Source organism: Corallococcus macrosporus, from assembly GCF_017302985.1.
GTDB lineage: Bacteria > Myxococcota > Myxococcia > Myxococcales > Myxococcaceae > Corallococcus > Corallococcus macrosporus_A.
This window is the reverse complement of sequence record NZ_JAFIMU010000007.1, coordinates 30,522-45,589: the sequence shown is the minus strand read 5'-3', so window position 1 is coordinate 45,589 and position 15,068 is coordinate 30,522. Positions and strand designations below refer to the sequence as shown.

The following is a 15,068-nucleotide window of genomic DNA, read 5'->3' as shown; positions in this document are numbered from 1 at the left end:
CCGCTTCTTGAAGGAATGACGGCTTCGCGGGTTGGGACACCTGCCCCGCTTCTCTATACTCTGCCGGGCCTTGCGCCGCCCGAGCCCCCTCACCGACATCCTCCCGCGACTGCTCGTCCTCGTCCTGGCGCTCGCCTGTTCCGGGGCCGCCCGTGCTCAAGGACCCGAGTCCGAGCGCGCCTCGCTGCGGCTGCGCTACGGCCTGTCGTCGCGCCAGGGTGAGCAGGTGGATGTAGGGCCCGGGCTCACCTACTCCGGTCTGACGCCGAACGACGTGGCGCTGACGTTGATGGGCTGGGCGGGGACGTCCCTGGGTGGCCAGGTGGATCTCCAGCGCGAGGCGTTCGAGCTGCGGGATGCGTCGTCGCGCGTGACAGGCGGCAGCCTGGTGCGCGGTTCGGTAGGGCCGCGCGGGCGCCTGTTCCTGGGGCCGGTGCGGCTGGAGCTGGGCGCGGGCTATGGCTTCGCGCAGCTGCCGCTGTTCGGTGGGTTCACCGATGCGCCGGTGTTGCAGCGGGGCGTGCGGCACGCGGCGCTGTTCTCAGGACGGGTGCTGGTGGCACTGCCGGCGCGGCTCCAGTTGGAGGCGCGTGGCGAGGTGCCGCTGACGTTGTCCGCGCACGCGGCGGACGGACTGAAGGCGTCGTCGTCCGGCTACGTCGTGGGCGCGGCGCTCTCGTATCCGGTGGTGAGCCGGGACGGCTGGACGGGGCGGCTGCTCCTGGACGTGCAGCAGGCCCACGACACGATGGAGCTGGAGGACAGCGGCCTGCGCTCCGAACAGCGGATGCGCCGCATCGGCCTGGGCTTCGAGGTGGCGTTGGACGGTGGGGGCCGGACGTCGCGGCCCGTGGAAGGCCCGCGCCAGGCCTTCGTCGCGCTGAGCGTCGTGGACGCGGAGACGGGCGCACCGCTTCCGGGCGCCCACGTGCGCGTGCCCTCCTTGAAGACGCCGGGCACGGACGAGGAGCTGGTGGCGGACGCCCAGGGCCAGCTGCGGGTTCTGCTGCCCGAGGGCTCGCAGTCCACGCAGGCGAGCGTGGAGGGCTATGAGGACGCGACGGCGGTGGCCTCTGTCAGCGGTGACGCGGAGAGCGCGCCCGTCCAGCTCCGCCTGCGCAAGAAGGCGCCGGCCACGGGCTCCCTCAAGGTGAAGGTGGTGCAGGGCAAGAGCGGGCAGCCGGTGCCCGACGTGCAGGTCGTCTCCGGCGCCGCGCGGCTGCGCACGAACCTGGTGGGCGAGGTGCTGCTGGAGGGGCTCGCGCCGGGGCCGGTGGCGGTGGCGATGTCCGCGCCGGGCTTCCGTTCCTCGGAGGAAGCGGCGGTCGTGGTGGCGGGGCAGACGTCGGAGCTGGTGGTGGTGCTGTCGCAGGAGCGCAAGGGCGAGCTGGCCACGCTGGTGGGCCAGGTGCGCAGCGCCCGGAGCGGCCAGCCGCTGGTGGCGACGGTGAGCATCCCGCAGGCGAAGGTGCGCACGCGCACGGACAAGAGCGGCGCCTTCACCGCGCGCGTCCGTGGCGGCACGTACCGCATCACCCTGTCCGCCCCCGGGCACCGTGCCCAGACGAAGACGGTCACGGTGCGCGAGGGCGAGCAGGCGATTCTCAACGTTGATCTGTTCCCGAGGGGCCGGTGAACCGCGCCCGTCCGTCGTCATTGAGGTCTCAGTGAGTCCTGTCCGCATCCTGGCGCTGTCGCTGCTCGTCCTCCTCTCCGGCTGCTCGGGGTGTGAACGCGAGGAGGCGCCGAAACCTCCACCGGCGGTGGTGGAGGTGGACGCGGGGGCCGTCGTCCCCATTGGCCGACTGGAAGGGCTTTCCGGCGACGTGCGCCTGGAGCGCGGCGGCAAGGTGGGGCCGGCGGTGGAGGGACCGCTGCTCGCGGGCGACGCGGTCGAGACGGGTGAGAGTGGATCCGCGACGGTGCGCTTCCCGGGCGACCGGACGGTGGAGGTGGGCAGCGAGGGCCGGTTCGCGGTGGGCTCGGACGCGACGGGCATCGTGATGAAGGTGGAGCGCGGCATCGTGCTGTCGCGCGTGCCCGCGGGCGGCAGGGCCGAGGTCGCGGGCTCCAAGGTGACGTTGAACATCCTCACCCCGTTCGGCCTCACGCGCGTGGGACCGGATCCGTCGGAGGTGAAGGTCGCGGTGGCGGAGGACTCGGCGCGGGTGGAGGTGAAGCTGGGCGCCATCGAGCTGGTCTCCAAGGACGGCAAGACGCTGCGCGCGGCGCAGGGTGACGCGGTGGACCTGTCGCGCGAGCGCGCGGAGGTGGTGCCCGCGGCCCCGCGCATCGTGGAGCTGGCGCCCATCCCGGTGACGGTGCGCGCGTCCTCGGGCGTCACGGAGGTGAAGGCGAAGGACTCAGGCCGCTGGCGCAAGGTGCGCCGCGAGGGCGAGGTGCTGGCCTTCGGCGACGGCGTGCGGACGAAGGGCGGCGAGGCGGTGCTGTCCTTCAAGGACAGCGGCTCGGTGCTGACGCTCGCTCCGGGCGCGGAGGCGGTGCTGGAGAGCGCGGGGCAGCAGGGCACCATTGATGAAGCCCGCGTCAACCTGCTCCAGGGCCTGCTGGCCGTGCAGCTCGCCATGGGACGGCAGAGCCGCGTGGTGCTGCCGGAGATGACGGTGGAGTCCGGGAGCGGGGCGCGGCTGGAGATCCGCCGCACCGGCTCCGGCATGCAGGTGGCCGCGCACACGGGCGACGTGACGCTGCGACGCGGAGAAGCGCGGCAGGAGCTGCGCGCCGGTGAGCGCGCCACCGTGGCCACGGACGGCACCGCGAAGGTGGAGCCGCTGGAGGCGGCGGTGGTGGCGGTGGGCCCGGGCGACGGCACGGAGGTGTTCCACCGGGGCCTGTCGGAGGTGGCGCTCACCTGGGAGGGCGAGGGCGACGCGGTGGTGGAGGCGGCGCAGGATGCGGCCTTCAAGCGCCCGGTGCTCTGGGGCCGGGTGCACCGCGCTTCCGTCAACGTGTCCGCGCTGGCCCGGGGCACGCTGTACTGGCGCGCGCGCAAGGAGGACGGCACGCAGGTGGCGGCGGGCAGCGTCCACTTCGCTCCCGAATCCCCCACCAGCTCGCTGGCGCGCGTGCGCAACGTGGTGCCAGAGGGGCCGGAGAAGACGACCATCTTCTACCAGGACAAGCCCCCGGCGGTGACGTTCACCTACGGCGAGGAACCGCAGGCCCATAGCTATCGCGTGGCGGTGTACAAGGCGGGCTCGCTGGCGACGCCGGTGGTGCAGCGCACGGTGTCGGAGCCGCGCGCGGCGCTGGAGGCGGGGGCGCTGGGCGAGGGCAGCTACCTGTGGTCCGTCACGCCGCTGTCGCAGGCAGGCGCGGCCCTCAAGGGCGGGCGGATGAACAAGCTGGAGCTCGTCTATGACAACTCGGTGGTGGGGCTGGTGGTGGACAGCCCGCGGCAGGGTGCGTCGGCGGCGGAGAAGGTGCGGGCTTCAGGCGTGGCGCCCGTGAACGCCCGCCTGTCCATCAACGGACGGGACGTGCCCCTGGACGCCAAGCACCGCTTCGATACGTGGGTCCCCCCCATGGGAATGCCCCCCCTGCTGGTGTTTAAGATGACGCGACCCGGTGCCCCGGACGTACTGACGGTGCGCACCCTGAAGCCGCGAGGACCTTGAGGGATGGCACAGCCCAACGTTCCCATTCCGGATCCCGCCGGTGCTTCCACCGCGCCCATCCTCCAGCCTTACGGACAGTACGTCCTCGTGCGCAAGCTGGCGGAAGGCGGCATGGCGGAGATCTTCCTCGCCAAGCTGCTGGGCGCGGATGGCTTCGAGCGCAACGTGGTGCTCAAGCGCATGCTGCCGACGCTGTCGGCCATCCCGGACTTCGTGGAGATGTTCCGCGACGAGGCGCGGCTCGCGGCGAAGCTGTCGCATCCGCACATCGTGCAGATCCACGAGCTGGGCTTCACGGATGGCTGCTACTACATCTGCATGGAGTACCTCGCGGGCGAGGACTTCTCCACGACGCTGCGGCTCGCGGGCCGCCGGCGCCAGTACGTGCCGCTGCCGGTGGTGCTGCGGGTGCTCATCGACGCGGCGCGGGGCCTGCACTTCGCGCACACCTTCACCAACGAGCAGGGCCAGCCGCTGCACGTGGTGCACCGGGACGTGTCGCCGTCCAACCTGTACGTGACGTACCAGGGCCAGGTGAAGGTGCTGGACTTCGGCATCGCCAAGGCCGAGTCGCGCCTGGTGCAGACGCGCACCGGCGTGGTGAAGGGCAAGTACATCTACATGGCGCCGGAGCAGGCGCAGGGGAAGGAGGTCGACCACCGCGCGGACGTGTTCTCGCTGGGGGTCAGCCTCTACGAGGCCGTCACGCACGTGCGGCCCTTCTCCCGCGAGAACGACCTGGCGGTGCTCAACGCGCTGTTGCAGGGCGAGTTCGAGAAGCCGCGCGCGTTGCGGGCGGACCTGCCGGAGGGCCTGGAGGCCATCATCCTCAAGGCCATGGCCTTCAAGCCGGAGGACCGGTACGCGACCGCGGAGGACTTCGCGCTCGCGCTGGAGACCTTCGCCTCGGATTTCCAGGGCGGGGCCGCGGGCGCTCCGGCGCTGGGCACGTTCCTGCGCCAGCACTTCGGCGAGGAGCGCGTCACGGAGAAGACGCGCATCCCCACGCTGGCCACGCTCACCGCCGCGCGCCCGACGGACCCCGAGTTCGCGGCGATTGCCCCTCCGGTCGCCAGCCCGGGCACGAACACGTACGGGCAGCAGGTGTCCCGTCCCAGCGCCACAGGCATGCGGGCGCTGACCTCTCAGAACAAGTCCGCCCCCGCGCAGGCTCCCGCGCCGGAAGTCGTCGCGAGCGCGCCTCCCGCGAAGCCCGCGTCCCGGCGGTGGCTCGCGGGCGTGGTGGGCGGGGTGGGGCTGGTGCTCGCGGGCGCGGCGTTCGTCGTCGCGCGGCCCGGTGGTTCGGCCACGGGTTCCACGCCTCCGGCACCGGTGCAGCAGGCCGCCGCTCCCGTCACCAACGCGGCGCCTCCTCCGGCGGCGGTGCAGCAGCCTCCGCCCCCGCGGGCGCCCGTGGGGACGCAGGCGCAGGGTCCTGAAGGGACTTCACCTGGCACCGTGCCGGGCGGTGAGACGGTGGCTGCGTCCGTGACGGATTCGCCCCATGTCGATGAGGGGACGGAGGACACGGCGCCTCGCAAGACGGGGACGAAGCCGGCGGTGAAGGAGCGCGTGTCGCTGGGCATCGAGGACATCCAGCGCGTGGTGTCCAACGGCCGCTCGAAAATCACCGGCTGCTTCGAGCGCTACAAGTCCGACCTGCCGTCCGCCGCGGGCGAGGTGCAGGTGCAGCTCACCATCGTGTCCTCCGGCAAGGTGCGCGCGGGCACGCGCGGGCCGCTGGCGTCCACGGCGGTGGGCCGCTGCCTGGAGACGCAGGCGCAGAGCCTGCGCTTCCCGGCGCACCGCGACCAGGAAGTCACCGTGCTGATGCCGTTCTCGTGGAAGGTGACGCAGTAGCCGTCACAGGTCGCGACGGGCGGACAGCGCCTTGGCGAGCGTGGCCTGGTCCGCGAACTCCAGGTCGCCGCCCATGGGCAGGCCCTGCGCGATGCGCGTCACCCGCAGGCCCAGCGGCTTGAGCAGGCGCGTGAGGTAGAGCGCGGTGGCCTCGCCCTCGATGTCCGGGTTGGTGGCGAGGATGATCTCCTCCACCCGGCTGTCGTTGAGGCGCTCCAGCAGCTCCTTGATGCGCAGCTGCTCCGGGCCCACGCCTTCCAGCGGGGACAGGACACCGTGCAGCACGTGGTAGCGGCCCTTGAACTCGCGGGTGCGCTCCAGCGCCATCAGGTCGGAGTAGGTCTCCACGACGCACAGGGCGCGCTCGTCGCGGCGGTTGTCGCGGCAGAAGCCGCACAGCTCCGAGTCGGTGAGGGAGAAACAGCGCACGCACAGGTGCACCTTCTCCTTCACCTCGCGGATGGCCTGCGAGAGGTCCACGGCGAACTCGCCCGGCGCTCGCAGGATGTGGAACGCGAGGCGCTGGGCGGTCTTCTCACCAATGCCCGGCAGCTTCGCGAGCTGGGCGACCAGGCGATTCAGCGGATCGGGGGTCATCCGTCTTTAATTAATGCCGGGGATCTTCACGCCGCCGGAGATCTTCGCCAGCTCGGCGTTCATGTGCTGACGGCTGTTCGCCAGGGCAGCGTTCACGGCGGCGGTGATGAGGTCCTCGAGCATCCCGGGGTCGTTGGGGTCGATGGCGCTCTTGTCGATCTTGATGCTGCGGATCTCCTGCACGCAGTTGGCGACGACCGTCACGCGGCCCTCGCCTGACTTCGCCTCGACGGTCTCTTCCGCCAGCTGCTTCTTCCGCTCCTCGATCTTCTCGGTGAGCTTGTTCGCCTGCCGGATGAAGTAGTTCAGGTCGATGCCGGGCATGTGCTTCCTCGGTCCCCGGACGTGGGAGCGCGGGCCGGCATGGCGCCGCTCGGTGCAGGGACGTTGCCGCGCACCCTAGCGGGGCGCGGCGGCGTTGTCAGTCCTCAGGAGCGGCCGGGACGTCCGGGAGGTTGGCCGGTGGCCGCTCGGGCTCGTAGACCTGGATGTGCTCGATTTCACCGCCCAGCATCTTGAGGATGGCCCGCACGGACGCGTGCGAGCGCACCTTGCCCTCGGTGGTCTTCTCGTGGGTGGCGCGGCTCTGGGTGTCCTGCTCGGAGAGGCTCTGCCCCATGCCGCCCGGGAGCATGTCCTGGACCTGGGGCACGTCCGTGATGGTGAGCTTCACGGCCCGGCCGAAGTGCGAGGCCAGCGCCGCGTCCACGGCGGCCTTGCCCGCGGGGGCCGTCACGGCGGCCTTGTGGAAGGCGGCGGAGGGCGGATAGCCCAGGACGATTTCGCCGGCCTTCATGGACTGGAGGCGGCCGTTGGCGAGCGCCGTGCCGTGGCGCACGGACGCGGACTTCACGGTCTCCACGGCGGCGCGCCAGCGCTCGGGCAGGGGGCGGTTGGGGTTGTCGCGGCTGGTGGCGACGGGCGCCATCGCGGGCGGCGGTTCGGGCTCCGGAGGCTCCGGTTCAACAGGGGCGGCGGGTTCCGCGACGGGGATGCACTCGCCGGAGGCACAGCCCTCGGCGGAGCCCTCTTCGGGGAACATGCGCTCGTCCGCGTCATCGATGGGCGGCGGTTCCGGCGGAGCCACGGGCTCCGGCTTGCGCATGTTGGTGATGCGCACGGTGGGCCCGGCTTCGGGCGGTGGGGGCTGGGCGCCGCCGTTGCGGAGGAAGGAAAGGGGACGCGCCGCGGACGGGGGCAGGTCGTCCATGACGACGGCCGGGGCCGGAGGGGCCTCCATCGCGGGGGCCGCGCCGCCGCCATTGCGCAGGAAGGACAGCGGGCGCGCGGCGGAGGGTGACAGGTCGTCCATCACCACCGGCGCGGGAGGCACGGCGGCGGGAGTCGGCACGGGTGCGCCCGCGGCGCCGCCATTGCGAAGGAAGGAGAGGGGACGGGCCGCGGCGGGGGACAGGCCCTCCATCAGTGCGGCGGGAGGCGTCCGCGTGGCCACGGCGGACGCTCCGGCCTGGGGCGGCTCGGGTGCGCGCGTGACGACCGTGGGCGGTGCGCCGTCGTGCGCCGTGGGAGCACCGCGAGCCTCGAAGGACTGGGGCGCGGAGCCCGTGCGCGCGGACGCGTCCTGAACCCCGAAGGGCCGAGGACTGGCGCCCGCGTAGGCCGCGGGACCCTGGGCCTCACGGGAGTGCCCGTTGGATGCGGGGTGCGCCGCCGCGTCGAAGGGGCGGACAGTGGCCCCGGCGTGAGTAGACGGACCCTGCGCATCCGTCATGCGCGACGTGGGGCCCATGGCCCCAGCCGCTGCGCGGGCATCGAACGGACGTGACGTCGCTTCCGCATGCGCGGACGTACCCTGCGCATCGAACGGACGCGGCATGGCGCCCGTTTGCGCGGGCGCACCCTGTGCTTCGACAGGGCGCGGCGCCGGCGCTACGGACGCGGCCGGGGCTCGGACTTCGGTCTGGGCGTCAGACGCGAAAGTTCGCGGGACCGGAGCGACCTCCCGGCGCTCCGGACGTGCTCTTCGCGGCGCCTTCCGCGCCAAGTCCCGCCGACAGCCGCTCCACTCGGGCCAGCAGGTCGGGAATCGAACCGGCCGGGGACAGCTGGATGGCCTTGAGCAGCGCCATCTCCAGCGCCAGCCGGGGCTGCGCCGCTCGCGACACGTCCCAGATGCTGCCGTGCACGATGTCGAACAGCCTCGACAGCTGCGCGGTGTCCGCCTCCTTCGCCAGCGCCAGCAGCGCCTTCTGCTCGGACTCCGCCAGCTCCGCGGGAGCCTCGCCCAGCGACTTCGTCACGAAGAGGTGCCGCAGCTGCAGCGCCAGCTCCTCCGCCAACCGCTTCAGGTCCAGGCCCCGGTTGAAGACCTCGTCCACCCGGCCCAGCACGCGCTTCGCGTCCTTGCGGACCAGCGCCTCCGCGAAGTCCTGCACCACCGTGCGGTCGATGGCGCCCATCGCCTCCGCGACCGCCTCGTCCGTGGGGTTGGGACCGCACGACGCCAGAATCTGGTCCAGGAGGCTCAGCGCGTCGCGCATGCCGCCTTCGGACTGGCGCACCACCAGCGACAGCGACTGCTCGGAGATGCCCGCGCCCTCCGCCTGGCAGATCTCCTTCAGGCGCTGGAGCATCCGCGCCGCGGAGATGCGCCGGAAGTTGTGGCGCTGGCAGCGCGACAGGATGGTGTCCGGGAGCTTGTGCGCCTCCGTCGTCGCGAAGATGAACTTCACGTGACCGGGCGGCTCCTCCAGCGTCTTCAGGAGCGCGTTGAACGCCGCGCCGGAGAGCATGTGGACTTCGTCGATGATGTAGATCTTGTGGCGGTCGCGCTGCGGCAGGTACTTCGCGTTCTCGCGAATCTCGCGCACGTTCTCGACGCCGTTGTTGGACGCGCCGTCGATCTCCGCCACGTCCACGCTGGTGCCAGCCGTGATTTCGGTGCACGCCCGGCAGGTGCCGCACGGGGTCGCCGTGGGCCCCTGCTCACAGTTGAGGGCCTTGGCGAGCAGGCGGGCGGCCGTCGTCTTGCCCACCCCTCGAGGGCCACAGAACAGGTACGCATGCGCGACCCGGTCCATCTTGATGGCATTCCCGATGGTCCGGACCACGTGCTCCTGGCCGGTCATGTCATCGAACTTCTGCGGGCGCCATTTACGGGCGAGGACGAGGTAGCTCATGGGGACAGTCATCTAAACACGGCGGGCCGAATGATCCATGGAACGTCCATTCCGCCCGCCGTGAACCGCACTCCCTGTCAGCGTCCGAGCGCCTGTAGCACCACGTTGGCCGCGTTGTGCCCCGCCGCCCCGATGACGCTGCCCGCCGGGTGGCAGCCCGCGCTGCAGAAGTAGAGCCCCTGCACCGGCGTCTCATAGGGCAGCCGGTCGGTGAACCCGCGCTTGTTGTCCACATGATGGATGTGGCCGCGGGTGATGCCGAAGTGGGACTCAATCTTCGGCGGCGTGAGCGCGAAGTACTCCTGCACCAGGTCGCTGGTGCCGGGAGCGAAGCGGTCGCAGATGGACAAGAGGTGCTTCACGTACCGCGCCTCCTCCTTCTCCCAGGTGGTGCCCTCCAGCTTCTCCGGCACCCACTCCACGAAGAGGGCGGAGTTGTGGTGGCCTTCCGCGTCCTTCAGGGACGGGTCCACCGTGGTGTGCACGTACCACTCGATGGAGGGGAACTCCGCCAGCCGTCCCGCCTTCGCCTCCTTGTAGCCGTGCGCCAGCGCGCCCAGCACGTCGTCCTCCTGGGGCAGCAGGTGGATGGTGGGCCCGAACTGGCCCCGGTCCTCCGGCAGGCAGGTGAAGGTGGGCAGGGACTTGAGGCACAGGTTCACCTTCAGCGTGGTGCCCGGCGCGGACAGCCCGTCCACCATGCTCCGGTAGTCCGCGTTCAGCGCCTCCGAGTCCACCAGCTTCAGCGTGCGGAAGGGGTCCGCGTTGGAGACCACGACCTTCGCGGACAGCTCCTCGCCGCTCTCCAGCACCACGCCCTTCACCACGCCGCTGTCCACGCGCACCGACGCCACCTTCGCGTTCGTGCGCAGCTGGGCGCCGTGCTTGCGCGCGAGCGCCGCGATGCGCTGGGTGACGGTGCCCATGCCGCCTTCGACAATCATCCACGTGCCGCCGCTGCCCGGCAGCCGGCAGAGGTTGTGCACCAGCAGGTTCATGCCCGTGCCCGGCGTGTCGTAGCCGCCGTCCAGGCCGGAGAACGCGTCGGTGACGGCGTACATCGCCTTCACGAAGTCGGACTTGTAGCCGAAGCGCTCCAGGTACTCGCGCGCCGTGCCGCGACACAGATGGATGAAGTGCTGGCGCAGGGCAGGGCGCACGTACCGCTCCGCCGTCTCCTCCAGCGGCCGGGGCGGCAGGAGCCACGCGGGCGCCAGGTCCTCGCGCAGCGCCCCCAGCTCCGCGTTCATCGCGACGTGGGCGTTCCAGTCCGCCTCGGAGAAGAACTCGCGGAACTGCCGCTCCAGCTCCCGCTCATCCGAGCCGAAGAGCAGGTAGCGCTTGTCCATCGTGGGCAGGAAGTAGTGCGGGTCGCGGCGCTTGAGGGGCAGCTCCAACTGGAGCTCCTGGAGCAGCTCCGGCGGCATCAGCCCCAGGAGGTACGCGCCCGTGGAGACCCCCAGCCTCGGCGCGGTGCGGAACGGGTACTCCGTCTTGCACGCGCCGCCCACCTGGTCCTTCTCCTCCAGCACGGTGACCGACAGGCCCCGGCGCGCGAGCATCGCCGCCGCGACAAGTCCGTTGTGGCCCGCGCCCACCACGATGACGTCTGGCATGGTCTTCCTCCTTGGGGGAAAAGGCCGTTCCTACCCGAGCCGCGGCCTCCCCGACAAACACCGCGCGTCTTGCGCAGGACGTCGGGTCCAGAAAGAGTCGGCTTTCGCCCCGTGAACGCCTCCACCCCCGACGCGCCCGAAGCCCCCGCCATCCCCCCCGCTCCGGCGGAGCTCCCGGTGCCCGCCGTCCAGCCGGAGCCGTCCGGACGCCTCCTCGCGCTGGGGCTCCTCGCCGTGGCGCTGGTGCCCACCGTCCTCGCGGTGCGTCAGCTGGGGCGCATCCACCCGGACGAGGTCTTCCAGGCGCTGGAGCCCGCGTACTGGCGCGTGCACGGCTACGGCGTGCTGGCCTGGGAGTGGCGCGAGGGCCTGCGCAACTGGTTCGCCCCCGGCGTGCTGGCCGCCTTCCTCAAGGTGGCGCACGGCTTCGGCATCACCGACCCGCGCGTCTACCGGGGCGTGGTGGCGCTGCCCCAGCTGGCCCTGCACGCCTGGAGCCTGTGGGCCGTCCACCGCTTCGCGCAACGCCGCGCCGGCCCGTGGGGCGCGGCGCTCGCGGTGGTGCTCGTGGGGCTGAGCGCGCCGGTGCTCCTCTTCGCCGGGCGCACCCTGTCGGAGTCCTTCTCCGCGTCCTTCCTCCTCGTGGCCATGGAGGCCCTGGACCGCCCGGACACCGGGCCCGCTTCACGGGTGCGCCGGGCGGGGCTGCTGGGCGGCGGGGCCCTGGGGCTCGCCGTGGTGACGCGCTACCCGTCCGCCCTCTTCGTGGTGGCCGCGCTCGCGTGGCTGGTGGCCGCCCGGCGGTGGCGCCTCCTCGCCTTCACCTGCGTGGGCGGCTCCGTCGTGGCGGTGGGCCTGGGGCTGCTCGACTGGGGCACCTGGGGCACGCCCTTCCACTCGTTCCGGGCCTACGTGGACTACAACGTCCTGTCCGGGAAGGCCGCCCAGGCCTTCGGCGCCTCACCGCCGGGCTTCTACTGGGAGCCGCTGCTCCAGGCCGTGCCCCTCTGGGCCTGGGCCGCCGTGCCGCTGTCGCTCATCCCCCTGGTCCGCTTCCGCGCGCTGTCCCTGCCGCTCACCTGCGCGGCCGTCTACACGGCCGTCCTGCTGACGACGCCGCACAAGGAGGAGCGCTTCCTCTACCCGGGGCTCGTGGTGGCGCTGCTCGCGGCCGCGTCCCAGCTGGCTGCGTCCATCACCACGCTCTCCCGGCCGGGCCTGCGGAACGGGGCGGCGGTGCTCGCGCTGTGCCTGGGCTTCGTGCACGGCCAGGGCTTCCCGTCCAACGACCTCCGCGCGGACCAGTTCCGCGCCATCGTCCGGGCCACGCGGGACGACGCGACGGGGCTGCTCATCGTCAACGAGGGGTTGTGGGGCTCCGGGGGCTTCTTCTACATCGGCCGGAACATCCCCTGGCGCACCTGCGACTGGCCCCAGGACGCGGCCTTCCAGGCCTCCATCCGCGACCGCACCTTCAACCGCGCCGTCACCTTCGAGGGCCGGGCCCTGGAAGAGCTCCAGGCCGCCGGCTTCCGGGTCGTCCGCCAGGTGGGGCGGGAAACGATTCTCGCCCGGGACTGAAGGAGGAGCGGCCGGGCAGGGGAGGGCAGGCCCGCAAAGCCGAAGCGCCGGCATCCCCGGAGGGATGTCGGCGCTTGCGGTGAAACAGAACGGCCGGGACACACGCGGAAGTACGCTACCGTTGCTTCCTTCCGGACCTGGCGGGGTTCGCGCCCCCACGTTGTCCCGACCACAAAATCCGTGCTGCGACTTCGAAAATAACAACGGAGAGGGTGGGATTCGAACCCACGATACCCTTTCAGATATACACGCGTTCCAGGCGTGCGCCTTCAACCGCTCGGCCACCTCTCCAGAGACTTTGGAGCGGAGAGCGTAGGATTCGAACCTACGGTACCGTTGCCGGTACGCCTGATTTCGAGTCAGGTGCCTTCGACCACTCGGCCAGCTCTCCAGATATTCAGTTTTCACGTCGCTTCGCGCGCAAGCGCTCGAAGAACGTCTTGAGAAGCTGGCGACTCTCTTCCGCCAGGATGCCGCTTGTCACTTGAAGCCGGTGGTTGTGCCGGGGCTCTTCCACCAGGTTGTACAGCGAGCCGACCGCGCCCGCTTTCGGGTCCATCGTACCAAAGACGAGTCGGGTGACACGAGACTGGACCAGCGCACCGGCGCACATCGCGCACGGCTCCAACGTCACGTAGAGGGTCACCCCGGAGAGTCGCCACGCATCACGCGCTTTGGCAGCAGCTGCCAGGGCAATCATCTCGGCGTGGGCAAAGGGGTTCCGGTCGCATTCGCGGCGGTTGTAGCCCGTGCCCACGACGTTTCCGTCCAGCACCGCCACCGCACCTACCGGAACTTCCCCGAGTGAAGCTGCTTCCCGCGCGAGCTCAAGAGCCTGCTGCATGAAAGCGATGTCGTCACTCATGATGTGCGCGCCTGAAGAAGAAGTGGCGCTCCCTGGAGGATTCGAACCTCCGGCCTTCGGATTCGTAGTCCGACGCTCTATCCAGCTGAGCTAAGGGAGCATTTCTTCCGGCTGCTGCTTTACATCAAGTGGCGGAGAGAGAGGGATTCGAACCCTCGATACCCTTTCGAGTATGCAGGTTTAGCAAACCTGTGCCTTCAGCCTCTCGGCCATCTCTCCAACTCTTCTCTGTCAAAGAACCGCGAAACTCAAGCTCAAAATCGGAGGCGGTAGGATTCGAACCTACGGAAGGCTTTCACCTTCTGCGGTTTTCAAGACCGCTGCCTTCAACCGCTCGGCCACGCCTCCACAGCAGGTGCCGTCGGTTCCCGGCGGGCCAACCGCGCCCGTGGGGCCGCCCTTCTACATCATTTCTTCCCTGTGGCAAGCAGGATGTTGGCCCCTTTTCACGTCCGGGGCCCGGCGCACCTGACTACAGGGGGCGAAGTTCCTTCAGGCCCCCCATGTACGGCACCAACGCCTCCGGGATGGCGACGCTTCCGTCCTCCCGCTGGTAGTTCTCCAGGATGGCGATGCTCGTGCGCCCCACGGCCAGCCCGCTGCCGTTGAGGGTGTGCACCATCTGGGGCTTGTCGCCCTTCTGGGCGCGGTAGCGGATCTTCGCGCGGCGGGCCTGGAAGTCGCCGCAGTCCGAGCAGGACGAAATCTCCCGGTACGCGCCCTGGCCCGGCAGCCAGACCTCGATGTCGTAGGTCTTCCGGGCGCCGAAGCCCATGTCCCCGGTGCACAGCAGCATCACGCGGTGGTGCAGTCCCAGGCGGCGCAGGATGTCGCACGCGTCGTCCGTCATGGCCTCCAGCTCCTCCAGGCTCTTCTCCGGCTGGGAGAACTTCACCAGCTCCACCTTGTGGAACTGGTGCTGGCGGATGAGGCCGCGCGTGTCGCGCCCCGCGGCGCCGGCCTCCGCGCGGAAGCACGGGCTGAAGGCGCAGTAGCGGATGGGGAGCTGCTCACCCTCCAGGATTTCGTCCGCGTGGTAGTTCGTCACGGGGACTTCCGCGGTGGGGATGAGGAAGCGCTCGGGATCGCCGGACGTCTTGAAGGCGTCGTCCTCGAACTTGGGCAGCTGGCCGGTGCCCATCATCGTCTCGCGCAGCACGAGGTAGGGCGGGAGCAGCTCCGTGTAGCCCTTGGACGTGTGCACGTCGATCATGAACGTGACGAGCGCGCGCTCCAGCCGGGCGAGGGCGCCCTTGTAGAAGGTGAAGCGGCTGCCGGACACCTTCGCGGCGCGCTCGAAGTCGAGCATGCCCAGCGACTCGCCCAGCTCGAAGTGCTGCTTCGGCGTGAAGAGCAGGTTGGGCTTCTCACCCCAGCTCTTCACCTGGACGTTCTCGTCCGCGCTCGTGCCCACGGGGACGGACTCGTGGGGCACGTTGGGGATGACCAGCAGGATGCGGTTGAGCTCCTCCTCCACTTCCTTGAGGCGGGCCTCCTTCTCCTTGATCTCCTGGGAGACGCCGCGCAGGTCGCCGCGCAGCTTCTCCATGGCGGCCGGGTCCTCCTTGGCCTTGCGCTTCATCTCCTCGTTGGCGGCGTTGCGGCGCGCGGCCAGCGCTTCCATGGAGACGTAGAGGTCGCGGCGCTCCAGGAAGAGCGCCTGGAAGGGGCCGAGGTCCAGGCTGCCGCCCCGCGTCTTGAGTCGGGCGACGACCGCATCGAAGTTCTGCGCAACGTTCCGGAGGTCCAGCATAGGGGCTCGCCTTGTAGT

11 protein-coding genes, 5 tRNA genes and 1 other RNA gene are annotated in these 15,068 nt (G+C 70.7%); 4 read left to right on the top strand and 13 right to left on the bottom strand.

The features are described 5' to 3' along the window. Positions 1–70: 70 nt before the first annotated feature. From JYK02_RS12425 to JYK02_RS12415, 3 genes are read left to right on the top strand one after another with little or no spacing between them, the layout of a single operon-like run. Complete coding sequence (locus JYK02_RS12425; RefSeq protein ID WP_207051143.1) at positions 71–1,636, top strand: carboxypeptidase regulatory-like domain-containing protein; 1,566 nt, start codon at positions 71–73, stop codon at positions 1,634–1,636. 31 nt (positions 1,637–1,667) lie between these two features. Beyond that, positions 1,668–3,638, top strand: coding sequence for a hypothetical protein (locus tag JYK02_RS12420; RefSeq protein ID WP_207051142.1), 1,971 nt, complete (start codon positions 1,668–1,670; stop codon positions 3,636–3,638). Between the two features lie 3 nt (positions 3,639–3,641). Next, positions 3,642–5,498, top strand: a complete 1,857-nt coding sequence (locus tag JYK02_RS12415) for a protein kinase domain-containing protein (RefSeq protein WP_207051141.1) — start codon at positions 3,642–3,644, stop codon at positions 5,496–5,498. Between the two features lie 3 nt (positions 5,499–5,501). On the opposite strand, the gene recR is transcribed toward JYK02_RS12415, so the two are convergent. The 5 genes from recR to JYK02_RS12390 all read right to left on the bottom strand — a co-directional run bounded on the left by recR (position 5,502) and on the right by JYK02_RS12390 (position 10,851). Beyond that, positions 5,502–6,095, bottom strand: coding sequence for a recombination mediator RecR (gene recR / locus JYK02_RS12410; protein ID WP_120527892.1), 594 nt, complete (start codon positions 6,093–6,095; stop codon positions 5,502–5,504). Positions 6,096–6,101: 6 nt separating this feature from the next. Further along, on the bottom strand, positions 6,102–6,419 hold the full coding sequence (locus JYK02_RS12405) for a YbaB/EbfC family nucleoid-associated protein (RefSeq protein ID WP_120551982.1): 318 nt from the start codon (positions 6,417–6,419) through the stop codon (positions 6,102–6,104). A gap of 97 nt (positions 6,420–6,516) precedes the next feature. Continuing rightward, positions 6,517–7,845 carry a DNA polymerase III subunit gamma/tau gene (locus JYK02_RS39620; protein WP_242588717.1) on the bottom strand — a complete coding sequence of 443 codons (1,329 nt, stop codon included), beginning with the start codon at positions 7,843–7,845 and terminating at the stop codon, positions 6,517–6,519. Between the two features lie 178 nt (positions 7,846–8,023). Continuing rightward, on the bottom strand, positions 8,024–9,235 hold the full coding sequence (gene dnaX, locus JYK02_RS12395) for a DNA polymerase III subunit gamma/tau (RefSeq protein WP_207051140.1): 1,212 nt from the start codon (positions 9,233–9,235) through the stop codon (positions 8,024–8,026). Between the two features lie 77 nt (positions 9,236–9,312). Continuing rightward, the gene (locus JYK02_RS12390) at positions 9,313–10,851 is read right to left on the bottom strand and encodes a phytoene desaturase family protein (RefSeq protein WP_207051139.1); all 1,539 of its coding nucleotides are present in this window, start codon (positions 10,849–10,851) and stop codon (positions 9,313–9,315) included. 111 nt (positions 10,852–10,962) lie between these two features. Between JYK02_RS12390 and JYK02_RS12385 the strand changes: the two genes are divergently transcribed. After that, positions 10,963–12,432: a mannosyltransferase gene (locus JYK02_RS12385; protein WP_207051138.1), complete on the top strand. Its 1,470-nt coding sequence runs from the start codon at positions 10,963–10,965 to the stop codon at positions 12,430–12,432. A gap of 83 nt (positions 12,433–12,515) precedes the next feature. On the opposite strand, the gene ffs is transcribed toward JYK02_RS12385, so the two are convergent. From ffs to serS, 8 genes are all read right to left on the bottom strand, one after another. Beyond that, positions 12,516–12,608, bottom strand: an RNA gene (ffs, locus tag JYK02_RS12380) — signal recognition particle sRNA small type. Between the two features lie 28 nt (positions 12,609–12,636). Next, positions 12,637–12,723: transfer RNA gene (locus tag JYK02_RS12375), tRNA-Ser, on the bottom strand. 13 nt (positions 12,724–12,736) lie between these two features. Continuing rightward, positions 12,737–12,823, bottom strand: a tRNA-Ser gene (locus JYK02_RS12370). Between the two features lie 6 nt (positions 12,824–12,829). Next, a complete protein-coding gene (gene tadA / locus JYK02_RS12365) occupies positions 12,830–13,297 on the bottom strand; it encodes a tRNA adenosine(34) deaminase TadA (protein ID WP_207051137.1) in 468 nt (155 codons plus the stop codon). A 23-nt stretch (positions 13,298–13,320) separates the two neighbouring features. Then, positions 13,321–13,397, bottom strand: a tRNA-Arg gene (locus JYK02_RS12360). A gap of 29 nt (positions 13,398–13,426) precedes the next feature. Then, positions 13,427–13,516 (bottom strand) — tRNA-Ser (locus tag JYK02_RS12355). Positions 13,517–13,558: 42 nt separating this feature from the next. Further along, positions 13,559–13,645 (bottom strand) — tRNA-Ser (locus tag JYK02_RS12350). Positions 13,646–13,769: 124 nt separating this feature from the next. Next, positions 13,770–15,050: a serine--tRNA ligase gene (gene serS, locus JYK02_RS12345; RefSeq protein WP_207051136.1), complete on the bottom strand. Its 1,281-nt coding sequence runs from the start codon at positions 15,048–15,050 to the stop codon at positions 13,770–13,772. Between the last annotated feature and the right edge of the window lie 18 nt (positions 15,051–15,068).